The sequence below is a fragment of the Bradyrhizobium sp. ma5 genome, assembly GCF_042258955.1.
Classification (GTDB): Bacteria; Pseudomonadota; Alphaproteobacteria; order Rhizobiales; family Xanthobacteraceae; genus Bradyrhizobium.
Genome location: NZ_CP170156.1, coordinates 5,303,197 through 5,322,620, shown reverse-complemented (window position 1 = coordinate 5,322,620; position 19,424 = coordinate 5,303,197). Strand labels below are relative to the sequence as shown.

The 19,424-nt window shown below is 63.4% G+C and carries 28 protein-coding genes; 27 read left to right on the top strand and 1 reads right to left on the bottom strand.

Annotated features, from left to right (window positions below):
• Nucleotides 1-55: 55 nt before the first annotated feature.
• The gene (locus tag ACE103_RS24915; protein WP_375775250.1) at nucleotides 56-2,113 is read left to right on the top strand and encodes an ABC transporter ATP-binding protein; all 2,058 of its coding nucleotides are present in this window, start codon (nucleotides 56-58) and stop codon (nucleotides 2,111-2,113) included.
• A gap of 31 nt (nucleotides 2,114-2,144) precedes the next feature.
• Here the strand turns inward: ACE103_RS24915 and ACE103_RS24910 are convergent, their stop codons facing one another.
• A complete protein-coding gene (locus ACE103_RS24910; protein ID WP_375775249.1) occupies nucleotides 2,145-3,353 on the bottom strand; it encodes an FAD-dependent oxidoreductase in 1,209 nt (402 codons plus the stop codon).
• Nucleotides 3,354-4,053: 700 nt separating this feature from the next.
• On the opposite strand from ACE103_RS24910, the gene rpsL reads away from it, so the two are divergent.
• The 26 genes from rpsL to secY all read left to right on the top strand — a co-directional run bounded on the left by rpsL (nucleotide 4,054) and on the right by secY (nucleotide 19,369).
• The gene (gene rpsL / locus ACE103_RS24905) at nucleotides 4,054-4,425 is read left to right on the top strand and encodes a 30S ribosomal protein S12 (protein ID WP_028168167.1); all 372 of its coding nucleotides are present in this window, start codon (nucleotides 4,054-4,056) and stop codon (nucleotides 4,423-4,425) included.
• Nucleotides 4,426-4,440: 15 nt separating this feature from the next.
• Nucleotides 4,441-4,911 carry a 30S ribosomal protein S7 gene (rpsG, locus tag ACE103_RS24900; RefSeq protein ID WP_021081660.1) on the top strand — a complete coding sequence of 157 codons (471 nt, stop codon included), beginning with the start codon at nucleotides 4,441-4,443 and terminating at the stop codon, nucleotides 4,909-4,911.
• 30 nt (nucleotides 4,912-4,941) lie between these two features.
• A complete protein-coding gene (gene fusA, locus ACE103_RS24895) occupies nucleotides 4,942-7,014 on the top strand; it encodes an elongation factor G (RefSeq protein WP_223967334.1) in 2,073 nt (690 codons plus the stop codon).
• Between the two features lie 40 nt (nucleotides 7,015-7,054).
• Nucleotides 7,055-8,245 carry an elongation factor Tu gene (gene tuf / locus ACE103_RS24890; RefSeq protein WP_223967335.1) on the top strand — a complete coding sequence of 397 codons (1,191 nt, stop codon included), beginning with the start codon at nucleotides 7,055-7,057 and terminating at the stop codon, nucleotides 8,243-8,245.
• A gap of 94 nt (nucleotides 8,246-8,339) precedes the next feature.
• On the top strand, nucleotides 8,340-8,648 hold the full coding sequence (rpsJ, locus tag ACE103_RS24885; RefSeq protein WP_002712302.1) for a 30S ribosomal protein S10: 309 nt from the start codon (nucleotides 8,340-8,342) through the stop codon (nucleotides 8,646-8,648).
• A 54-nt stretch (nucleotides 8,649-8,702) separates the two neighbouring features.
• On the top strand, nucleotides 8,703-9,422 hold the full coding sequence (rplC, locus tag ACE103_RS24880; protein WP_029081772.1) for a 50S ribosomal protein L3: 720 nt from the start codon (nucleotides 8,703-8,705) through the stop codon (nucleotides 9,420-9,422).
• A gap of 1 nt (nucleotide 9,423) precedes the next feature.
• A complete protein-coding gene (rplD, locus tag ACE103_RS24875; protein WP_097675074.1) occupies nucleotides 9,424-10,044 on the top strand; it encodes a 50S ribosomal protein L4 in 621 nt (206 codons plus the stop codon).
• The gene (locus ACE103_RS24870; RefSeq protein WP_016843746.1) at nucleotides 10,041-10,340 is read left to right on the top strand and encodes a 50S ribosomal protein L23; all 300 of its coding nucleotides are present in this window, start codon (nucleotides 10,041-10,043) and stop codon (nucleotides 10,338-10,340) included. Before rplD ends, ACE103_RS24870 begins: the two co-directional genes overlap by 4 nt.
• A gap of 12 nt (nucleotides 10,341-10,352) precedes the next feature.
• Complete coding sequence (gene rplB, locus ACE103_RS24865) at nucleotides 10,353-11,186, top strand: 50S ribosomal protein L2 (RefSeq protein WP_021081655.1); 834 nt, start codon at nucleotides 10,353-10,355, stop codon at nucleotides 11,184-11,186.
• A 12-nt stretch (nucleotides 11,187-11,198) separates the two neighbouring features.
• The gene (gene rpsS / locus ACE103_RS24860; protein WP_018272137.1) at nucleotides 11,199-11,477 is read left to right on the top strand and encodes a 30S ribosomal protein S19; all 279 of its coding nucleotides are present in this window, start codon (nucleotides 11,199-11,201) and stop codon (nucleotides 11,475-11,477) included.
• Nucleotides 11,478-11,487: 10 nt separating this feature from the next.
• Nucleotides 11,488-11,874 carry a 50S ribosomal protein L22 gene (gene rplV, locus ACE103_RS24855; RefSeq protein ID WP_223967338.1) on the top strand — a complete coding sequence of 129 codons (387 nt, stop codon included), beginning with the start codon at nucleotides 11,488-11,490 and terminating at the stop codon, nucleotides 11,872-11,874.
• Nucleotides 11,875-11,894: 20 nt separating this feature from the next.
• Nucleotides 11,895-12,596, top strand: coding sequence for a 30S ribosomal protein S3 (rpsC, locus tag ACE103_RS24850; protein ID WP_018272135.1), 702 nt, complete (start codon nucleotides 11,895-11,897; stop codon nucleotides 12,594-12,596).
• A gap of 30 nt (nucleotides 12,597-12,626) precedes the next feature.
• Entirely contained in the window at nucleotides 12,627-13,040 is a 414-nt protein-coding gene (gene rplP / locus ACE103_RS24845) for a 50S ribosomal protein L16 (protein WP_016843752.1), read from the top strand.
• Nucleotides 13,041-13,045: 5 nt separating this feature from the next.
• Nucleotides 13,046-13,252, top strand: coding sequence for a 50S ribosomal protein L29 (gene rpmC / locus ACE103_RS24840; protein WP_212309665.1), 207 nt, complete (start codon nucleotides 13,046-13,048; stop codon nucleotides 13,250-13,252).
• Between the two features lie 10 nt (nucleotides 13,253-13,262).
• Nucleotides 13,263-13,511, top strand: coding sequence for a 30S ribosomal protein S17 (gene rpsQ / locus ACE103_RS24835; protein ID WP_092114991.1), 249 nt, complete (start codon nucleotides 13,263-13,265; stop codon nucleotides 13,509-13,511).
• A 75-nt stretch (nucleotides 13,512-13,586) separates the two neighbouring features.
• Entirely contained in the window at nucleotides 13,587-13,955 is a 369-nt protein-coding gene (gene rplN / locus ACE103_RS24830; protein WP_011473865.1) for a 50S ribosomal protein L14, read from the top strand.
• Entirely contained in the window at nucleotides 13,955-14,269 is a 315-nt protein-coding gene (rplX, locus tag ACE103_RS24825) for a 50S ribosomal protein L24 (RefSeq protein WP_029081764.1), read from the top strand. The genes rplN and rplX overlap by 1 nt, the downstream gene beginning before the upstream one ends.
• Nucleotides 14,262-14,819, top strand: coding sequence for a 50S ribosomal protein L5 (gene rplE, locus ACE103_RS24820; RefSeq protein ID WP_223967341.1), 558 nt, complete (start codon nucleotides 14,262-14,264; stop codon nucleotides 14,817-14,819). Before rplX ends, rplE begins: the two co-directional genes overlap by 8 nt.
• 46 nt (nucleotides 14,820-14,865) lie before the next feature.
• The gene (gene rpsN / locus ACE103_RS24815) at nucleotides 14,866-15,171 is read left to right on the top strand and encodes a 30S ribosomal protein S14 (protein ID WP_029081762.1); all 306 of its coding nucleotides are present in this window, start codon (nucleotides 14,866-14,868) and stop codon (nucleotides 15,169-15,171) included.
• Between the two features lie 15 nt (nucleotides 15,172-15,186).
• Nucleotides 15,187-15,585, top strand: a complete 399-nt coding sequence (gene rpsH / locus ACE103_RS24810; RefSeq protein WP_223967342.1) for a 30S ribosomal protein S8 — start codon at nucleotides 15,187-15,189, stop codon at nucleotides 15,583-15,585.
• Between the two features lie 14 nt (nucleotides 15,586-15,599).
• A complete protein-coding gene (gene rplF / locus ACE103_RS24805) occupies nucleotides 15,600-16,133 on the top strand; it encodes a 50S ribosomal protein L6 (RefSeq protein ID WP_375775248.1) in 534 nt (177 codons plus the stop codon).
• 11 nt (nucleotides 16,134-16,144) lie between these two features.
• Nucleotides 16,145-16,504: a 50S ribosomal protein L18 gene (gene rplR / locus ACE103_RS24800; protein ID WP_029081760.1), complete on the top strand. Its 360-nt coding sequence runs from the start codon at nucleotides 16,145-16,147 to the stop codon at nucleotides 16,502-16,504.
• Between the two features lie 57 nt (nucleotides 16,505-16,561).
• A complete protein-coding gene (gene rpsE / locus ACE103_RS24795) occupies nucleotides 16,562-17,137 on the top strand; it encodes a 30S ribosomal protein S5 (protein ID WP_097675080.1) in 576 nt (191 codons plus the stop codon).
• A 39-nt stretch (nucleotides 17,138-17,176) separates the two neighbouring features.
• A complete protein-coding gene (gene rpmD / locus ACE103_RS24790) occupies nucleotides 17,177-17,368 on the top strand; it encodes a 50S ribosomal protein L30 (protein WP_092114985.1) in 192 nt (63 codons plus the stop codon).
• A 21-nt stretch (nucleotides 17,369-17,389) separates the two neighbouring features.
• On the top strand, nucleotides 17,390-17,875 hold the full coding sequence (rplO, locus tag ACE103_RS24785; protein WP_375775247.1) for a 50S ribosomal protein L15: 486 nt from the start codon (nucleotides 17,390-17,392) through the stop codon (nucleotides 17,873-17,875).
• Between the two features lie 159 nt (nucleotides 17,876-18,034).
• Nucleotides 18,035-19,369, top strand: a complete 1,335-nt coding sequence (gene secY / locus ACE103_RS24780; RefSeq protein WP_021081647.1) for a preprotein translocase subunit SecY — start codon at nucleotides 18,035-18,037, stop codon at nucleotides 19,367-19,369.
• Nucleotides 19,370-19,424 lie beyond the last annotated feature (55 nt).

The following is a 19,424-nucleotide window of genomic DNA, read 5'->3' as shown; positions in this document are numbered from 1 at the left end:
CGCCGCTGCGGTTTCGATTTGCGGTCATGCCGGCCGTGGAGCATCGGTTGGTTTCATGGCGCCAAGACCTCCTGCATCAGACGATCCGAATCGATCGGCAGCCGACGATCCCGAGCTGAAGAAGAAGTCTGCGGCCGCGGCCGGTTCGCCGGCGGCTACGGCCTCCGCCAAGCCGGTCTCCATCAAGCCGGCCGCCGCGCCCGCCGACGACGAAGATGATGAGGACGAGGACTACGAGTTCGAGCTCGATGACGATGATGATGAGGACCTCGTCGTCTTCACCGCCAAGGAGGCCGCCGGCGCGCTCTCCACGATCTATGGCTTCGTCAAGCCGATCCTGACCAACTACAAGAAGCCGCTCGCTTTCGTCGCCATCGGCGTGCTGGTCGAGACGTTGTTCAACGTCATCATGCCGCTCAGCCTGAAATTCCTGATCGACGACGCGCTCGGCGAGGAGGATTTCCAGGCCCTTTACAAGATCCTCGGCGTGCTAGCGGTCGCCGGCATCGTCACCTCGATCATCGCGGTCTGGTACGAGCGCTGGGATGCGCGGCTTGGCGCGGGCATCATCGCCGACGTCCGGACCCGCATCTTCGACCACGTCCAGAACCTGCCGTCGGCCTATTTCGCGCGCACCAAGCGCGGCGAGATCCTGTCGCGTTTCTCGATCGATCTGTCGGCCTTCGAGGGCTCGGTCAAGACCTTCGCCAACAGCGCGGCGCTGCCTGGCCTGGAATTGGTCGCCGGCATCATCCTGATGCTGTTCCTGAACTGGCAGCTTGCCGTGGTCGCCCTGCTGGTGTTTCCGATCACGCTGATCGGGCCGCGCATCCTGACGCCGAAGGCGGTGCTGGCCAATTACGAGCAGAAGCAGAATGAGGCAGCGCTGCTCGGCATGGTGCAGGAGAACGTCGCTGCCCAGGCGGTGGTCAAGGCGTTCAACCTGCAGCGCCGTGCGCTCGGCTGGTTCACGTTGCGCAACCGTGACGTCCGCGCCAAGGCCGCGTCAGCCATGTTCCTGTCGACCATGGTGGAGCGCACCGTCACCATTTCGGTGCTGCTGCTCCACCTCGTGGTGTTGGCGATCGGCGCCTATCTCGCCACCAAGGGGCAGATCACGGTCGGCACCTTCGTGACCTTCGAGAGCGCATTCTGGGAGGTGTCGTACAACATCGCCCATCTCATGCATTTCATCCCGGTGTCGATCCAGTCCGCGGCGGCGGTGCGGCACATCCAGGAGCTGCTCGACGAGCCGACCCGCGGCGCCGACCGTCCCGGCGCGCCGGACCTGCCGCGCATCACCAACGACATCTCCTTCGACCGCGTCACCTTCCAGTATGAGGGGGCGCAGACGCCGGTGCTCGACAATCTCAGCCTCAAGCTCAATGCCGGCAAGAGCATTGCGATCGTCGGTCCCAGCGGCTCCGGCAAGAGCACGCTGATCAACCTGATCCTGCGGCTCTACGTGCCTGACGAGGGCCGCGTTGCCATCGACGGCGTCGACATCCGCCGGGTGACGCGCGAGTCGCTACGCGCCAGCATGGCGGTCGTGTTCCAGGAAAACATGCTGTTCAACATGTCGATCCGCGAGAACATCCGGCTCGGCAAGGAAGGGGCCACCGACGCGGAGGTCGAGGACGCCGCGAAGAAAGCCGAGATCCATCGCTACATCATGAGCCTGCCGCAGCGCTACGACACGCCGGTCGGTGAGCGCGGCGATACACTGTCCGGCGGCCAGCGCCAGCGCATCGCGATCGCGCGCGCGATCATCCGCAACCCGTCGGTGCTGCTGCTCGACGAGGCGACCTCGGCGCTCGACCAGACCACGGAGGCGGCGATCAACCGCACGCTGCTCAAGGTCGCCGAGGGCCGCACCATGATCTGGTCGACGCACCGTCTGACCTCGGTGGTCGAGATGGACGAGATCATCGTGATCGCCGGCGGCCAGGCCATCGAACGCGGCTCGCACGAGGAGCTGCTGGCCAAGAACGGCGTCTACCGCAAGCTGTGGGACGACCAGGGGCACAAGCATCACGACGCGGACGACGACGATGACGACGACGCGGACGATGATGAAGACGACGAGGATGAGGACGACGACGAGGAGGCGTGATATCCGCCCCGTTGCTGATGACGTCCGATGGTTACGCCCTGTCCGTGGCGTGCGGACGTTGCCGGAAGTGATTGGCCGGCCGGGTCGCTGATGCCGCCTGCGGGCGCTGCAACCGGCGCAGCGAGCCCCGGCCGAGATAACCGAGGAAGCGGGCCCAGCGCTGGGCTTGCCAATAGGGCCCGCTGCCGATCGACACCTCACGGAAGTTGAACGCCTTGGCGTTCGACCAGGCGTCGCATTCCGTCTTGACCGGATCGTCGTAGAACGCCGTGATCTTCTCCTCGCCCATGCCGTCGGTCGCGAGCCAGGCCGGGATGTGGACGTTGCAGAGCTGGGACACGTCGGTGAACACCTTGTCGGTCCCGGTGCCGGTGACGGGGCAGGTGCTGGCGAAGGCGTCGCCGACCAGCACGACGCCGGCCTGCCGATAGCCGGTGCTGACATAGACGTCGGCGGGCCTGATCTTGATGTCGCCGGCGACGTCGAATTCGCCGGTGAGCCGGCGCAGCCGCGGCAGCGCTGCATTCAGCGTCTCGACCGGATTGCGCCGCATCGCGCGCAGCCACGGATCGTCGGCCGGGCGGTAGGTGAAGAGGTTGGCGCGCATCCGGTTTTCGACCGGAAACAGCGTGATGTAGGGGATGCGGTCGCTCGGCCGCTCCGAAAAGTAGGTCATGGCCGCGAACGGGAAGGCGGGGCGGCCGACCGGGACGAAATCGAAGCCGAGCGAGATCGAGTGGCAGAAGCTGGTCACCAGCCGCTCGATGCCGAGCATGCGGCGCAGCCCGACATTCAGGCCGTTGGCGAGCACCACGAGGCGCGCCGAGATCTCCTCGCCGCCCGAGAGCACGAGCCGCTGCCGCTCGGAGCTGGTCGCGACATTGATGACCTTGCCGCGGATGAATTCCGCCGGCGCGGCGATCTCGGCTCGAATCGCGGTGATCAGCGCGTCGTACATGATGCCGTATTGCCGGCTCGGCTGCCGGTCGAGCAGGTGGCCGAATCGCGCGATCCAGTTCTCGCCGTCCAGCGTCGCCGAGCGCAGTACGGATTCGGCAAGGCCGGTCCTGGCGAATCGCGCGAGCTGGAGGTCGCCGCCGATCTTTTCGACGCGGAAGTCGAATGGATAGGCCTGATGGGGGTCGATCACGACGGTCGGTATCCCGGCACGGCCGAGCATGGCGGCCGCGGTCGAGCCCGCAAGACCTCCGCCAATGATCGCGATGTCGGTGTACCGCATGACGTTTTCCGTGGCCGTAGACCGCAATTTTTGCGCTGCGAATGGCAAATAAAGGCTTAGTTTCGAAATTCGCCTTCGGGTCCAAGTTGGGGAGAATTGTTTCTAATCATATTTTACCCGGGTATAATGCGATTCCAGTGGCGTGCCGGAGATTCGGATTCGGGTGAGGGGAGTCGCAGACGCTGTCGTATTTCGACGCCCGGTGAGTGGCGCGAAATGCGAAATCTGCAAGCGCCAGAGGCGTTTCTTTGCTTGTCGTTTTGCTTGACTTCACTATCTCTCGCTTATACAAGGCCCTCACTTAACGACAGGCGGTGAGCTACGCTAGCGTCGGAACGGAACACCCAAAGGCCCTTTTTCAGGCGCCGGACGGGCACCAACCTCGACGAATGCCGCTCAAACGCTGTCGATGATAGCTAGGCAATGCCAGGACGATTTTGGTTCTCTTGAGCACGTCCTCTTGAGAGTGAATTCGGATGCATGACCTCGGTGGCGGACCGGACAGCGAACGCTGAACGGTTCGGGATCGCGGTCCTCTGTGGCGTCGATGCGCTTTCCGCTCAGTGATGAGTGGTTGGCGCGATTTCGCTTTGCGCGGTTGCTTGTTCCGCGTCGAGTGGGCCGGACGGGACGGCTAGTCCTGAGAAGAAATTTGCGGAGCCATTCAAGGTTTTCGCGCGAACTAAAGGGTGAAGGCTGCATGCCGACGATCAACCAGCTGATCGCAAAACCACGTGAAGTGCAGAAGTCGCGCAAGAAGGTGCCGGCGCTGCAGCAGTCGCCGCAGAAGCGCGGCGTGTGCACGCGCGTCTATACCACGACCCCGAAGAAGCCGAACTCGGCGCTTCGTAAGGTCGCCAAGGTGCGCCTGACCAACGGTTTCGAGGTGATCGGCTACATCCCGGGTGAAGGCCATAACCTGCAGGAGCACTCGGTGGTCATGATCCGCGGCGGCCGCGTCAAGGACTTGCCCGGCGTGCGCTACCACATCCTCCGTGGCGTGCTGGATACCCAGGGCGTCAAGAACCGTAAGCAGCGTCGTTCGAAGTACGGCGCGAAGCGTCCGAAGTAAGCGGGAAACGATCAGATGTCGCGTCGCCATTCTGCTGAGAAGCGTGAAGTTCTTCCGGATCCGAAGTTCGGGAACATCATCATTACGAAGTTCATGAACTCGGTGATGTACGCCGGGAAGAAGTCGGTCGCCGAAAACATCGTCTACGGTGCGCTCGGCATGATCGAGGCCAAGACCAAGCAGCCCCCGCTCGGCGTGTTCGAGCAGGCGCTCGAGAACGTGATGCCGACCATCGAGGTTCGCTCCCGCCGCGTTGGTGGTGCGACCTACCAGGTGCCGGTGGAAGTCCGCTCGGTGCGCCGTCAGGCGCTCGGCATCCGCTGGCTGATCTCGGCCGCCCGTGAGCGCAACGAAAAGACCATGACGGAGCGTCTCTCGGCAGAGCTGCTCGACGCCTCGAACAACCGCGGCAACGCCGTCAAGAAGCGTGAAGACGTGCACCGGATGGCGGAAGCCAACCGTGCCTTCTCGCACTATCGCTGGTAACGGCGAAACACGGAATTTAAGGAACAGCCTATGCCTCGCGTTCATGCCATAGAGAACTACCGCAACTTCGGTATCATGGCGCATATCGATGCCGGCAAGACCACGACCACCGAGCGCATCCTCTATTACACCGGCAAGAGCCACAAGATCGGCGAAGTGCACGAAGGTGCCGCGACGATGGATTGGATGGAGCAGGAGCAGGAGCGTGGCATCACGATCACCTCGGCTGCGACCACTGCGTTCTGGAACGGCAAGCGCCTGAACATCATCGACACTCCCGGCCACGTCGACTTCACCATTGAAGTCGAGCGTTCGCTGCGCGTGCTCGACGGCGCCGTTTGCGTGCTCGACTCCAACCAGGGCGTCGAGCCGCAGACCGAAACCGTCTGGCGCCAGGGCGACAAGTACAAGGTTCCGCGCATCGTCTTCGCCAACAAGATGGACAAGACCGGTGCCGACTTCTTCAAGTGCCTGTCCGACATCGTCGACCGCCTCGGCGCCAAGCCGATCGCGATCCAGCTTCCGATCGGTGCCGAGAACAACTTCAAGGGTCTCGTCGACCTGGTCGTCATGAAGGGCATCGTCTGGAACGATGAATCGCTCGGCGCCAAGTTCGACTACGTCGATATCCCGGAAGACATGGTCGAGCAGGCCAAGGAATACCGCGAGAAGATGGTGGAAGCCGCCGTCGAACTCGACGACGATGCTCTGGCTGCCTTCCTCGACGGCAAGGAGCCGGACGAGGCGACCCTGAAGCGTCTGATCCGCAAGGCGGTGCTGACCGGCGCGTTCTATCCGGTGCTGTGCGGCTCCGCGTTCAAGAACAAGGGCGTTCAGCCGCTGCTCGACGCCGTGGTCGACTACCTGCCGTCGCCGGTCGACGTGCCCGCGATCAAGGGCATCGATGATGACGGCAACGAAGTCGTGCGCAAGGCGGACGACAAGGAGCCGCTGGCGCTGCTCGCGTTCAAGATCATGGACGATCCTTTCGTCGGCACCATCACGTTCTGCCGCATCTATTCCGGCGTCCTGCAGTCGGGCACCGGCGTGGTGAACTCGACCCGCGAGAAGAAGGAGCGGATCGGCCGCATGCTGCTGATGCATGCGAACAACCGCGAAGACATCAAGGAAGCCTACGCCGGCGACATCGTCGCGCTGGCTGGCCTGAAGGAAGCGCGCACCGGTGACACGCTGTGCGATCCCGACAAGCCGGTGATTCTCGAGAAGATGGAATTCCCGGAGCCGGTGATCGAGATCGCGATCGAGCCGAAGTCGAAGGCCGACCAGGAAAAGCTGGGCGTGGCGTTGGCGAAGCTCGCCGCGGAGGATCCGTCGTTCCGCGTGTCGACCGACCAGGAGTCCGGCCAGACCATTCTCAAGGGCATGGGCGAACTCCATCTCGACATCAAGGTCGACATCCTCAGGCGCACCTACAAGGTCGACGCCAACATCGGCGCGCCGCAGGTGGCGTTCCGCGAGCGCGTAACCAAGAAGGCCGAAGTCAAGTACACGCACAAGAAGCAGACCGGCGGTACCGGTCAGTTCGCCGAAGTGTCGATCGTCGTCGAGCCGAACGAGCCCGGCAAGGGCTATGAGTTCGAATCGAAGATCGTCGGCGGTGCGGTGCCGAAGGAATACATCCCCGGCGTCGAAAAGGGCCTCAACAGCGTGATGGGCTCCGGCGTCGTCGCCGGCTTCCCGGTGGTGGACGTCAAGGTGCAGCTGGTCGACGGCAAGTATCACGACGTCGACTCGTCGGCGCTGGCGTTCGAAATCGCGTCGCGGGCTGCGTTCCGCGAGGCGCTGACGAAGGGCAAGTCCGTTCTGCTCGAGCCGATCATGAAGGTCGAGGTGGTGACCCCGGAGGACTACACCGGTTCGGTCATCGGCGACCTGAATTCGCGGCGCGGCCAGATCCAGGGTCAAGACATGCGCGGCAACGCCAACGTCATCAATGCGATGGTGCCGCTCATGAACATGTTCGGTTACGTGAACAACCTGCGCTCGATGAGCCAGGGGCGCGCGACCTTCACAATGCAGTTCGATCACTACGCCGAAGCACCGGCGAACGTGTCGGCTGAAGTCCAGAAAAAGTTTGCTTGATTGTCGTTGGTTAGCAACTGACGACTGAACGGAGAGTCAAATGGCCAAAGCAAAATTCGAGCGTAACAAGCCCCACTGCAACATCGGCACCATTGGTCACGTCGACCATGGCAAGACCTCGCTGACCGCAGCGATCACCAAGGTGCTTGCAGAAACCGGCGGCGCGACGTTCACCGCCTACGACCAGATCGACAAGGCGCCGGAAGAGAAGGCCCGCGGCATCACGATCTCGACCGCACACGTCGAGTACGAGACGCAGAACCGCCACTACGCTCACGTCGACTGCCCCGGCCACGCCGACTACGTGAAGAACATGATCACCGGTGCTGCCCAGATGGACGGCGCGATCCTGGTCGTGTCGGCCGCTGACGGGCCGATGCCGCAGACCCGCGAGCACATCCTGCTCGCCCGCCAGGTCGGCGTGCCCGCGCTCGTCGTGTTCCTCAACAAGTGCGACATGGTCGACGATCCGGAGCTGCTCGAGCTGGTCGAGATGGAAGTTCGCGAACTGCTCTCGAAGTACGAGTTCCCGGGCGACGATATTCCGATCATCAAGGGTTCGGCGCTCGCCGCCCTCGAAGACAAGGACAAGGCCCTCGGCCATGACGCCATCCTCGAGCTGATGAAGCAGGTTGACGCCTACATCCCGCAGCCGGAGCGTCCGATCGACCAGCCGTTCCTGATGCCGGTTGAAGACGTGTTCTCGATCTCGGGCCGCGGCACCGTCGTCACCGGCCGTGTCGAGCGTGGCATCGTCAAGGTCGGCGAGGAAATCGAGATCGTCGGTATCCGCGCCACCCAGAAGACCATCGTCACCGGCGTCGAAATGTTCCGCAAGCTGCTCGATCAGGGCCAGGCCGGCGACAACATCGGTGCGCTGCTCCGCGGCACCAAGCGCGAGGAAGTCGAGCGTGGCCAGGTGCTGTGCAAGCCCGGTTCGGTCAAGCCGCACACCAAGTTCAAGGCTGAGGCTTACATCCTCACCAAGGAAGAGGGCGGTCGTCACACCCCGTTCTTCACCAACTACCGTCCGCAGTTCTACTTCCGCACCACCGACGTGACCGGCGTTGTGCACCTGCCCGAAGGCACCGAGATGGTGATGCCGGGCGACAACATCGCGATGGAAGTGCACCTGATCGTGCCGATCGCGATGGAAGAGAAGCTGCGCTTCGCGATCCGCGAAGGCGGCCGCACCGTCGGCGCCGGCGTCGTCGCCGCCATCATCGAGTAAGGGTGGATCAGTCAGTTTGCAGCGGGTGGGTTCGCCCACCCGCCGCTCACCACTCGCTATTCGCTAATCGAGCGACGAAGAAAGAGATACGGCAATGAACGGCCAAAACATTCGCATCCGTCTCAAGGCGTTCGACCATCGAATCCTCGATACGTCGACCCGTGAGATCGTGAACACGGCGAAGCGCACCGGTGCGCAGGTTCGCGGACCGATTCCGCTGCCGACCCGCATCGAGAAGTTCACCGTCAACCGTTCGCCGCACGTTGACAAGAAGAGCCGCGAGCAATTCGAGATGCGCACCCACAAGCGCCTCCTCGACATTGTCGACCCGACCCCGCAGACCGTCGATGCGCTGATGAAGCTCGACCTGGCCGCCGGTGTCGACGTCGAGATCAAGCTCTAAGGTTTTGGATTTTTACGTCCGCCGCTTGCGGACAGAAAGACAGGAAGCACGCCGATGCGCTCCGGAGTGATCGCACAGAAGGTCGGGATGACGCGGGTCTTTACGGAGACCGGCGAGCATATCCCTGTGACCGTGCTGAAGTTGGGCAACTGCCAGGTGCTGGGCCACCGCACGACCGAGAAGAACGGCTATGTCGCTCTTCAGCTCGGCTCGGGCGCCCGCAAGACGGTGTACATGCCGAAGGCCGAACGCGGCCAGTTCGCGGTCGCCAAGGTCGAGCCGAAGCGCAAGGTTGCCGAGTTCCGCGTGTCCGAGGACGCGCTGATCCCGGTCGGCGCGGAGATCCAGGCGGACCATTTCGTGGTCGGCCAGTTTGTCGACGTGACCGGCACCTCGATCGGTAAGGGTTTCGCCGGCGGCATGAAGCGCTGGAATTTCGGCGGTCTGCGCGCCACCCACGGCGTGTCGGTCTCGCACCGCTCGATCGGTTCGACCGGTGGCCGTCAGGACCCCGGCAAGACCTTCAAAAACAAGAAGATGCCCGGTCACATGGGCGTCGACCGCATCACCACGCTCAATCTGCGCGTGGTTTCGACCGACGTCGAGCGCGGCCTGATCCTCGTCGAAGGCGCCGTTCCCGGCTCCAAGGGCGGCTGGATCTCGGTGCGCGACGCGGTCAAGAAGCCGCTGCCGAAGGAAGCCCCGAAGCCTGGCAAGTTCAAGGTTGCCGGCGGCGAAGCTGCCGAGGCTGTGGCCGAGAAGGAGGGTGTGTGAGATGGAACTGAAAGTCACCACCCTTGAAGGCAAGGAAGCTGGTTCGGTCCAGCTGTCGGACGAGATCTTCGGTCTCGAGCCGCGCAAGGATATCATCCAGCGTTGCGTGCAGTGGCAGCTCAACAAGCGCCAGGCCGGCACCCACAAGGCGAAGGGTCGCGCCGAGATCTGGCGCACCGGCAAGAAGATGTACAAGCAGAAGGGCACCGGCGGCGCCCGTCACGGCTCGGCCCGCGTGCCGCAGTTCCGCGGCGGTGGCCGTGCCTTCGGTCCGGTTGTTCGCTCCCATGCGACCGACCTGCCGAAGAAGGTGCGCGCGCTCGCGCTGAAGCATGCGCTGTCGGCCAAGGCCAAGGACGGCGGGCTGATCGTGATCGACAATGCGCAGCTCGAGGCGGCCAAGACCAAGGCTCTGATCGGTCACTTCTCCGGCCTCGGCCTGACCAATGCGCTGATCATCGACGGCGCCGAGCTGCACAACGGTTTCGCGACCGCGGCCCGCAACATCCCGAACATCGACGTGCTGCCGATCCAGGGCATCAACGTCTACGACATTCTCCGCCGCCACAAGCTGGTGCTGACCAAGGCTGCGGTTGATGCGCTGGAGGCGCGCTTCAAATGAAGAACATCGATCCGCGCCACTACGACGTCATCATCTCGCCGGTCGTGACGGAAAAGGCGACGCTCGCCTCCGAGCACAACAAGGTGCTGTTCAAGGTCGCCGGCAAGGCGACCAAGCCGCAGATCAAGGAAGCGGTCGAGAAGCTGTTCGACGTCAAGGTGAAGAGCGTCAACACCCTCGTCCGCAAGGGCAAGACCAAGGTGTTCCGCGGCAATCTCGGCTCGCAGTCGGACACCAAGCGCGCGATCGTGACCCTTGAAGAGGGCCACCGCATCGACGTGACTACCGGACTATAAGGCGCAACGACGATGGCATTGAAAACCTACAATCCCACGACGCCGGGCCAGCGCCAGCTGGTCATGGTCGATCGTTCGGCGCTCTACAAGGGCAAGCCGGTGAAGACCCTGACCGAGGGCAAGCTCGGCAACGGCGGTCGCAACAACACCGGTCGCATCACCGTGCGTTTCCGCGGCGGCGGCCACAAGAAGGCCTACCGCACCGTCGACTTCCGCCGCGACAAGGTGGACATGCCGGCGGTGGTGGAGCGGCTCGAGTACGATCCGAACCGCACCGCGTTCATCGCGCTGATCAAGTATCAGGACGGCGAGCTGGCCTACATCCTGGCGCCGCAGCGTCTGGCGGCGGGCGACACCGTCGTCGCCGGCAACTATGTCGACGTCAAGCCGGGCAACGTCATGCCGCTCGGCAACATGCCAGTCGGCACGATCGTGCACAACATCGAGCTGAAGATCGGCAAGGGCGGCCAGCTGGCGCGCTCCGCCGGTACCTATGCCCAGATCGTCGGCCGCGACCAGGACTACGTCATCGTCCGCCTGAACTCGGGCGAGCAGCGTCTCGTGCACGGCCGTTGCCGCGGCACGATCGGCGCGGTCTCGAACCCGGACCACATGAACATCTCGATCGGCAAGGCCGGTCGTACCCGCTGGCTCGGCTGGCGTCCGCATAACCGCGGCGTCGTCATGAACCCGATCGACCATCCGCACGGCGGTGGTGAAGGTCGTACCTCGGGCGGTCGCCACCCGGTTACTCCGTGGGGCAAGCCGACCAAGGGCAAGAAGACCCGCACCAACAAGTCGACCAACAAATTCATTCTCCTCAGCCGCCACAAGCGGAAGAAGTAAGGAACGCCGGACATGGTTCGTTCAGTCTGGAAAGGCCCGTTCGTCGAGGGTTCTCTGCTCAAGAAGGCAGATGCCGCGCGCGCGTCCGGCCGTCACGACGTCATCAAGATCTGGAGCCGTCGCTCCACCATTCTGCCGCAGTTCGTCGGCCTGACCTTCGGTGTCTACAACGGCCAGAAGCATGTGCCGGTGGCGATCAACGAGGAAATGGTGGGTCACAAGTTCGGCGAGTTCTCGCCGACCCGGACCTTCCACGGCCACTCGGGCGACAAGAAAGCCAAGAAGGCTTGAGGAATAGACGATGAGCAAACCAAAGCGCGAACGTGTCCTCGCGGACAATGAGGCCAAGGCCGTCGCCCGCATGCTGCGCGTCAGCCCGCAGAAGCTGAACCTGGTGGCGCAGCTGATCCGCGGCCGCAAGGCTTCGGCTGCGCTCGCAGACCTGCAGTTCTCGCGCAAGCGGATCGCGGTCGACGTCAAGAAGTGCCTGGAATCGGCGATCGCCAACGCCGAGAACAACCATGACCTCGAGGTCGACGATCTCGTCGTTGCCGAGGCGCATGTCGGCAACGGCATCGTGATGAAGCGTTTTGCTCCGCGCGGCCGTGGCCGTTCGGGCCGTGTGTTCAAACCGTTCTCGCACCTGACCATCGTGGTTCGTCAGGTCGAGGCCGAGGCAAGCGCCTAACTAGGGCGCAGGAGAAGACGATGGGTCAAAAGATCAATCCAATCGGGCTGCGTCTCGGCATCAACCGGACCTGGGACTCCCGTTGGTTCGCCGGCAAGCAGGAATACGGCAAGCTGCTGCACGAGGACGTCAAGATCCGCGAGATCCTGCACAAGGAACTCAAGCAGGCGGCCGTCGCCCGCATCGTGATCGAGCGTCCGCACAAGAAGTGCCGCGTGACGATCCACTCGGCCCGTCCGGGCGTCGTGATCGGCAAGAAGGGCGCCGACATCGACAAGTTGCGCAAGAAGGTTGCCGACATCACCTCGTCGGACGTCGTGATCAACATCGTCGAAATCCGCAAGCCGGAGCTCGACGCGACCCTGGTCGCTGAATCGATCGCCCAGCAGCTCGAGCGCCGCGTGGCGTTCCGCCGCGCCATGAAGCGCGCCGTGCAGTCGGCGATGCGTCTCGGCGCCGAGGGCATCCGCATCAACTGCTCGGGCCGTCTCGGCGGCGCCGAAATCGCGCGCATGGAGTGGTACCGCGAAGGTCGCGTGCCGCTGCACACGCTGCGCGCCGACGTTGACTACGGCGTTGCCACCGCGTTCACGACCTTCGGCACCTGCGGCGTCAAGGTCTGGATCTTCAAGGGCGAGATCCTCGAGCACGATCCGATGGCCCAGGACAAGAAGATGGCCGAGGGCGACAACACGCCGCGTTCGCGCCGCGACGCCGCTTGAGGCAAAGCAGGAATTTGAGGGCTTAAAGCCATGATGCAACCTAAGAAGACGAAGTTCCGGAAGGCGCATAAGGGCCGTATCCACGGCGTTGCGACCTCTGGCGCGACGTTGGCGTTCGGCCAGTTCGGCCTGAAGGCGATGGAGCCTGAGCGCGTCACCGCCCGTCAGATCGAAGCCGCCCGCCGCGCGCTGACCCGTCACATGAAGCGTGCCGGCCGCGTCTGGATCCGGGTGTTCCCGGACGTGCCGGTGTCGAAGAAGCCCGCCGAAGTCCGCATGGGCTCCGGCAAGGGTGCGCCGGAATTGTGGGTGGTCCGGATCAAGCCGGGCCGTGTGATGTTCGAGATCGACGGCGTGCCGGTGCAGACCGCCAAGGAGGCGCTGTCGCTCGCCGCCGCCAAGCTGCCGATCAAGACGCGCTTCGTTGCGCGCATTGCGGAGTAATCGCCATGGCCGAGATGAAAGTTGAAGACATTCGCGCGATGAGCGACGACCAGCGGGACGACGCGGTCCTTAACCTGAAGAAGGAACGCTTCAACCTGCGTTTCCAGCGCGCCACCGGGCAGCTGGAGAACACGTCGCGGATGCGGGAAGCCCGCCGCGATATCGCTCGTATCAAGACCATCGCCGCGCAGCTGCGCGCGAAGAAGAAGTAAGGGGCCAGCTATGCCGAAACGTACTCTGCAGGGCGTGGTCGTCAGCGACAAGCAAGCCAAGACCGTGGTGGTGCGCGTTGACCGCCGCTTCACCCACCCGATCTACAAGAAGACGATCCGCCGTTCCAAGAACTACCACGCGCACGACGAGGACAATCAGTTCAAGCCGGGAGACATGGTCTGGATCGAGGAATCGAAGCCGATCTCGAAGCTGAAGCGCTGGACCGTGGTCCGGGGCGAACACAAGAAAACGGCCTGATTACCTCGGCCTGGCCGAAGTCATTCAGGGAAATTTTGGGCGCGCTAAAGCGCAGAAAGAGGACGAGGTGCATCAATGATTCAGATGCAGACCAACCTCGACGTGGCCGATAATTCAGGCGCACGCCGTGTCATGTGCATCAAGGTTCTTGGAGGTTCCAAGCGCCGCTATGCCACCGTGGGCGACGTTATCGTTGTGTCGATCAAGGAAGCCATTCCGCGTGGCAAGGTGAAGAAGGGCGACGTGATGAAGGCCGTCGTGGTCCGGGTCCGCAAGGACATCCGCCGCGCCGACGGTTCGGTCATCCGTTTCGACCGCAACGCCGCCGTGCTGATCAACAATCAGTCCGAGCCGGTCGGCACCCGTATCTTCGGGCCGGTGCCGCGCGAGCTGCGCGCCAAGAACCACATGAAGATCATTTCGCTCGCGCCGGAGGTGCTGTGATGGCTGCCAAGATCCGCAAGGGCGACAAGGTGATGGTGCTCACCGGCCGCGACAAGGGTCGCACCGGCGAGGTGTTCGAGGTGCGTCCGGACGAGAACAAGGCTCTCGTTCGCGGCATCAACATGGTGAAGCGTCACCAGAAGCAGAGCCAGACCCAGGAAGGCGGCATCATCTCCAAGGAGATGCCGATCCACCTGTCCAACGTTGCGTATGTCGGCAAGGACGGAAAGCCGACCCGCATTGGGTTCAAGATTCAGGCCGATGGCAAGAAGGTTCGTGTTGCCAAGAGCTCGGGAGCAGAGATCGATGGCTGATACAGCTTACACGCCGCGTCTGCGTGCGGAGTATGACACGAAGATCCGCGGCATGATGACCGAGAAGTTCGGTTATGCCAACGTGATGCAGGTGCCGCGCCTCGACAAGGTCGTGCTCAACATGGGCGTGGGCGATTCCGTCAACGACCGCAAGAAGGCCGAGACCGCCGCTGCCGAGCTGAGCCAGATCGCCGGCCAGAAGGCGATCGTGACCTATTCGCGGATCGCGATCGCGACCTTCAAGCTGCGTGAGAACCAGCCGATCGGCTGCAAGGTCACGCTGCGCAAGACCCATATGTACGAGTTCATCGACCGCCTGGTGAACGTGGCGCTGCCCCGCGTCCGCGACTTCCGCGGCCTGAACCCGAAGAGCTTCGACGGCCGCGGCAACTATTCGCTCGGCATCAAGGAGCACATCATTTTCCCCGAGATCGACTTCGACAAGGTCTCGGAAGCGCGTGGCATGGACATCACGGTGTGCACCACCGCCAAGACCGACGACGAGGCGCGTGCCTTGTTGGCCGCTTTCAATTTCCCGTTCCGGCAGTGAGTAGCTGAGCCAAAGCCACTCAAACGCGGATACCCAGGAGCCAAGCATGGCAAAGAAGAGTTCGATCGAGAAGAATAACCGGCGCAAGCGGATGGCGAAGAACGCTGCTCCGCAGCGTGAGAAGCTGAAGGCGATCATCGCCGACAAGACCAAGCCGATGGAAGAGCGCTTCGCGGCGACGCTGAAGCTTGCCGAGATGCCGCGCAATTCGTCGCCGACGCGCATCCGCAACCGTTGCGAGCTGACCGGGCGTCCGCGCTCGAACTATCGCAAGAACAAGCTCTCGCGCATTGCGCTGCGTGAACTCGGCTCCAAGGGCCTGGTTCCCGGGCTCGTGAAGTCGAGCTGGTAAGGGAGGGTCGGAACCATGTCTACGCACGATCCGATCAGCGATCTCATCACCCGCATCCGCAACGCGCAGATGCGCTCCAAGTCCAAGGTTTCGACCCCGGGCTCGAAGATGCGCGCCAACGTGCTCGAAGTGCTGAAGTCCGAGGGTTACATCCGCGGCTACGCCAGCGTCGAGCATGCCTCGGGCCGCAGCGAGCTCGAGATCGAGCTGAAGTATTTCGACGGCGCGCCCGTCATCCGCGAGATCGAGCGGGTGTCGAAGCCGGGCCGCCGCGTTTACGCCTCGGTGAAGAACCTGCCGCGCGTGAACAACGGTCTCGGCATTTCGGTGTTGTCGACGCCGAAGGGAATCATGGCTGACCACGAGGCGCGCGACGCCAACGTGGGCGGCGAAGTTCTCTTCACGGTGTTCTGAGGAAGGATTTTACGATGTCACGTATCGGCAAAAGGCCGGTGGCGATCCCGTCGGGTGTGACGGCAAGCGTCGAGGGCCAGACGGTGAAGGTGAAGGGGCCGAAGGGCCAGCTTCAGTTCGTCGTGCATGACGACGTCGAGGTGAAGTTCGAGAACGGCCAGGTCAAGGTCGCGCCGCGCGTCAAGACCAACCGTGCGCAGGCGATGTACGGCACCGCGCGCGCGCAGGTCGCCAACCTCGTCGAGGGCGTCACCAAGGGCTTCGAGAAGAAGCTCGAGATCACCGGCGTCGGCTACCGCGCCGCGATGCAGGGCAAGAACCTGCAGCTCGCGCTCGGCTACAGCCACGACGTGGTCTACGCGATCCCGGAAGGCATCACCATCGCGGTGCCCAAGCCGACCGAGATCATGATCACCGGCAACGATCCGCAGCGCGTCGGCCAGGTCGCCGCCGAGATCCGCGCCTACCGCCCGCCGGAGCCCTACAAGGGCAAGGGCGTGAAGTACGCCAACGAATTCATCTTCCGCAAGGAAGGCAAGAAGAAGTAACGGAGCCGGTCATGTCACTCAAGGTTACGAATGCCCGGCGCAAGCAGCGCGTCCGCCTTGCGCTTCGCCGCTCGGCTGGCGGCCGTCCGCGGCTGTCGGTGTTCCGCTCGTCCAAGCACATCTACGCGCAGGTCATCGACGACCAGAAGGGCGAGACGCTCGCGTCCGCCTCGTCGCTGGAGAAGAACCTGCGCGACGCCGGCAAGACCGGCGCCGACATCGATGCGGCGAAAGCCGTCGGCAAGCTGCTGGCGGAACGCGCGGCGCAGAAGGGTGTCAAGGAAGTCGTGTTCGATCGCGGCGCTTACATCTATCACGGGCGCGTCAAGGCGCTCGCGGATGCGGCGCGCGAAGGCGGATTGAGCTTCTAAACGTTACGAACGATTACAGGATAGAGGCGTAAGGCCTCCTAGAGATTGGAAAACACCATGGCAGGTGAACGCGAACGCGGCGGACGCGAACGGAGCAGGGATCGCGAAGAGCGCGACAGCGAGTTCGTCGACAAGCTCGTCCATATCAATCGCGTGGCGAAGGTCGTCAAGGGCGGCAAGCGCTTCGGCTTTGCGGCGCTGGTCGTGATCGGCGATCAGAAGGGCCGGGTCGGTTTCGGCCACGGCAAGGCGCGCGAAGTTCCGGAAGCGATCCGCAAGGCGACCGAATCGGCGAAGCGCAACTTGACGCGCGTCGCGCTGCGCGAAGGCCGCACGCTGCATCACGACGTCGCCGGCCGTCACGGCGCCGGCCGCGTCTATCTGCGTACCGCTCCGGCGGGTACCGGTATCATCGCCGGCGGCCCGATGCGCGCGGTGTTCGAGACGCTCGGCATCCAGGACGTGGTGGCGAAGTCGATCGGTTCGTCGAATCCCTACAACATGGTTCGCGCAACCTTCGACGCGCTGAAGCATCAGGATTCGCCGCGCTCGGTGGCTGCCCGCCGCAACATCAAGGTCTCCACCCTGCAGTCGCGCCGCGTCGGCGGCGACGCCGAAGTGGTGGCGGAATAACAACGCGCGCTTCTCGAAGCGCTATTCGGAGTTACTGTCATGGCCCAGGCCAGCAAGACCATCAAGGTCGAGCAGATCGGCAGCGCAATCCGCCGCCATCACTCGCAGCGTTCGACGCTGATCGGCCTCAAGCTCAACAAGATCGGCCGGGTTGCCGAGCTGCAGGATACCCCTGAAGTTCGCGGCATGATCAGCAAAGTTCAGCATCTCGTCCGCGTCGTCGGCGAGTAAGCAGAGATAAGGAGAAGGGCGATGAAGCTCAGCGATATCGCCGACAACGCCGGCTCGCGCAAGAAGCGCATGCGTGTCGGCCGTGGCATCGGTTCCGGCAAGGGCAAGACCTCGGGTCGCGGCGGCAAGGGCCAGACCGCGCGTTCGGGCGTCCGCATCAAGGGTTTCGAAGGCGGCCAGATGCCGATGCATCGCCGTCTGCCGAAGCGTGGCTTCAACAACATCTTCCGGCTCGACTTCGCCGAGATCAATCTCGACCGTCTGCAGGAAGCGATCGACAACAAGCTGGTCGATGCGAGCGCGACGGTGAACGTCGAGTCGCTGGTGAAGGCCGGCGTGCTGCGCCGCGCCAAGGACGGCCTGCGGCTGCTCGGCCGTGGCGAGATCAAGACCAAGCTGACCATCGAAGCCCACGGCGCTTCCAGGTCGGCGATTGCTGCGGTCGAGAAGGCCGGCGGCTCGGTCAAGATCCTGGCCCCCGCCAAGGACGAAGGCGAGGCGGCGTAACATCTGCGTCATTGCCCGCGGCCTGCGCGGGCAATCCGCAGATCGAATGATGGACTTATCGAGGCCGAGCACCAGATAATGTCCGGTGTCTGCCGACGGCCCCGAGAGGACTGGTTCCTTGGGGGCGTCGGCGAAGCGGGCTCCGGGAGAAAGCCGAACATGGTCTCAGCAGCCGAACAACTTGCCGCAAACCTCAATTTCGGACAGCTGGCGAAAGCCGACGAGCTGAAGAAGCGCATCTGGTTCACCCTGGGTGCGCTGCTTGTTTATCGACTGGGCACCTACATCCCGCTGCCGGGCATCGATCCCAACATCTGGGAGCAGGTGTTCCGCAGCCAGTCCGGCGGCATCCTCGGCATGTTCAACATGTTCGCCGGCGGCGGCATCCACCGCATGGCGATCTTCGCGCTGAACATCATGCCGTACATTTCGGCATCGATCATCGTTCAGCTCTTGACCACCGTGTCGCCGCAGCTCGAGGCGCTCAAGAAGGAAGGCGAGGCGGGCCGCAAGACGCTGAACCAGTACACCCGCTATCTGACGGTGATCCTGGCGCTGTTCCAGTCCTACGGCATCGCGATCGGCCTCGAAGGTGCCGGCAATGTCGTCAGCGACCCCGGCATGTTCTTCCGGATCTCGACCGCGATCACGCTGACCGGCGGCACCATGTTCCTGATGTGGCTCGGCGAGCAGATCACCTCGCGCGGCATCGGCAACGGTATCTCGCTGATCATCCTCTCCGGCATCGTCGCCGAGCTGCCGTCGGCGCTCGCCAATATGCTGGAACTCGGCCGCCAGGGCGCGATGTCGACCGGCCTGATCCTGATCGTCATCGTGATGGCGGTCGCCGTGATCGCCTTCATCGTGTTCATGGAGCGCGCGCAGCGCCGGCTGCTGATCCAGTATCCGAAGCGCCAGGTCGGCAACAAGATGTTCGAGGGCCAGTCCTCACATCTGCCGCTCAAGCTCAACACCTCGGGCGTGATTCCGCCGATCTTCGCCTCGTCGCTGCTGCTGCTGCCGACCACGGTCGCGAACTTCAACGCCGGCAAGGGGCCGGAGTGGTTCCAGTGGCTCACCACGCAGCTCAGCCACGGCCGGCCGCTGTTCCTGCTGATGTATCTCGCGCTGATCGTGTTCTTCGCCTTCTTCTACACCGCGATCGTGTTCAACCCGACCGAGACCGCGGACAATCTGAAGAAGCACGGCGGCTTCATTCCGGGCATCCGGCCCGGTGAGCGCACCGCCGAATACATCGACTACGTGCTGTCGCGCATCACGGTGCTCGGCGCGATCTATCTCGCGATCGTCTGCCTGATTCCTGAAATTCTGATTTCCTACGCCTCGGTCCCGTTCTACTTTGGCGGCACATCGCTCCTGATCGTCGTCAGCGTGACGATGGATACGGTGTCGCAGGTGCAGGGCTATCTGCTCGCTCATCAGTATGAGGGGCTGATCAGGAAGTCGAAGCTCAGGGGAGGCCGCCGCCGCTGATTGCGGCGCGACCTCAAACTCAAAAACACAGGTGTGCGGACGTCGCCCACCTAGC

Bases quoted from the DNA above. Each gene is read 5' to 3' on its own strand.
- ACE103_RS24915 (WP_375775250.1), top strand. From the start codon at position 56: ATGGCGCCAAGACCTCCTGCATCAGACGATCCGAATCGATCGGCAGCC.
- ACE103_RS24910 (WP_375775249.1), bottom strand. From the start codon at position 3,353: ATGCGGTACACCGACATCGCGATCATTGGCGGAGGTCTTGCGGGCTCG.
- rpsL (WP_028168167.1), top strand. From the start codon at position 4,054: ATGCCGACGATCAACCAGCTGATCGCAAAACCACGTGAAGTGCAGAAG.
- rpsG (WP_021081660.1), top strand. From the start codon at position 4,441: ATGTCGCGTCGCCATTCTGCTGAGAAGCGTGAAGTTCTTCCGGATCCG.
- fusA (WP_223967334.1), top strand. From the start codon at position 4,942: ATGCCTCGCGTTCATGCCATAGAGAACTACCGCAACTTCGGTATCATG.
- tuf (WP_223967335.1), top strand. From the start codon at position 7,055: ATGGCCAAAGCAAAATTCGAGCGTAACAAGCCCCACTGCAACATCGGC.
- rpsJ (WP_002712302.1), top strand. From the start codon at position 8,340: ATGAACGGCCAAAACATTCGCATCCGTCTCAAGGCGTTCGACCATCGA.
- rplC (WP_029081772.1), top strand. From the start codon at position 8,703: ATGCGCTCCGGAGTGATCGCACAGAAGGTCGGGATGACGCGGGTCTTT.
- rplD (WP_097675074.1), top strand. From the start codon at position 9,424: ATGGAACTGAAAGTCACCACCCTTGAAGGCAAGGAAGCTGGTTCGGTC.
- ACE103_RS24870 (WP_016843746.1), top strand. From the start codon at position 10,041: ATGAAGAACATCGATCCGCGCCACTACGACGTCATCATCTCGCCGGTC.
- rplB (WP_021081655.1), top strand. From the start codon at position 10,353: ATGGCATTGAAAACCTACAATCCCACGACGCCGGGCCAGCGCCAGCTG.
- rpsS (WP_018272137.1), top strand. From the start codon at position 11,199: ATGGTTCGTTCAGTCTGGAAAGGCCCGTTCGTCGAGGGTTCTCTGCTC.
- rplV (WP_223967338.1), top strand. From the start codon at position 11,488: ATGAGCAAACCAAAGCGCGAACGTGTCCTCGCGGACAATGAGGCCAAG.
- rpsC (WP_018272135.1), top strand. From the start codon at position 11,895: ATGGGTCAAAAGATCAATCCAATCGGGCTGCGTCTCGGCATCAACCGG.
- rplP (WP_016843752.1), top strand. From the start codon at position 12,627: ATGATGCAACCTAAGAAGACGAAGTTCCGGAAGGCGCATAAGGGCCGT.
- rpmC (WP_212309665.1), top strand. From the start codon at position 13,046: ATGGCCGAGATGAAAGTTGAAGACATTCGCGCGATGAGCGACGACCAG.
- rpsQ (WP_092114991.1), top strand. From the start codon at position 13,263: ATGCCGAAACGTACTCTGCAGGGCGTGGTCGTCAGCGACAAGCAAGCC.
- rplN (WP_011473865.1), top strand. From the start codon at position 13,587: ATGATTCAGATGCAGACCAACCTCGACGTGGCCGATAATTCAGGCGCA.
- rplX (WP_029081764.1), top strand. From the start codon at position 13,955: ATGGCTGCCAAGATCCGCAAGGGCGACAAGGTGATGGTGCTCACCGGC.
- rplE (WP_223967341.1), top strand. From the start codon at position 14,262: ATGGCTGATACAGCTTACACGCCGCGTCTGCGTGCGGAGTATGACACG.
- rpsN (WP_029081762.1), top strand. From the start codon at position 14,866: ATGGCAAAGAAGAGTTCGATCGAGAAGAATAACCGGCGCAAGCGGATG.
- rpsH (WP_223967342.1), top strand. From the start codon at position 15,187: ATGTCTACGCACGATCCGATCAGCGATCTCATCACCCGCATCCGCAAC.
- rplF (WP_375775248.1), top strand. From the start codon at position 15,600: ATGTCACGTATCGGCAAAAGGCCGGTGGCGATCCCGTCGGGTGTGACG.
- rplR (WP_029081760.1), top strand. From the start codon at position 16,145: ATGTCACTCAAGGTTACGAATGCCCGGCGCAAGCAGCGCGTCCGCCTT.
- rpsE (WP_097675080.1), top strand. From the start codon at position 16,562: ATGGCAGGTGAACGCGAACGCGGCGGACGCGAACGGAGCAGGGATCGC.
- rpmD (WP_092114985.1), top strand. From the start codon at position 17,177: ATGGCCCAGGCCAGCAAGACCATCAAGGTCGAGCAGATCGGCAGCGCA.
- rplO (WP_375775247.1), top strand. From the start codon at position 17,390: ATGAAGCTCAGCGATATCGCCGACAACGCCGGCTCGCGCAAGAAGCGC.
- secY (WP_021081647.1), top strand. From the start codon at position 18,035: ATGGTCTCAGCAGCCGAACAACTTGCCGCAAACCTCAATTTCGGACAG.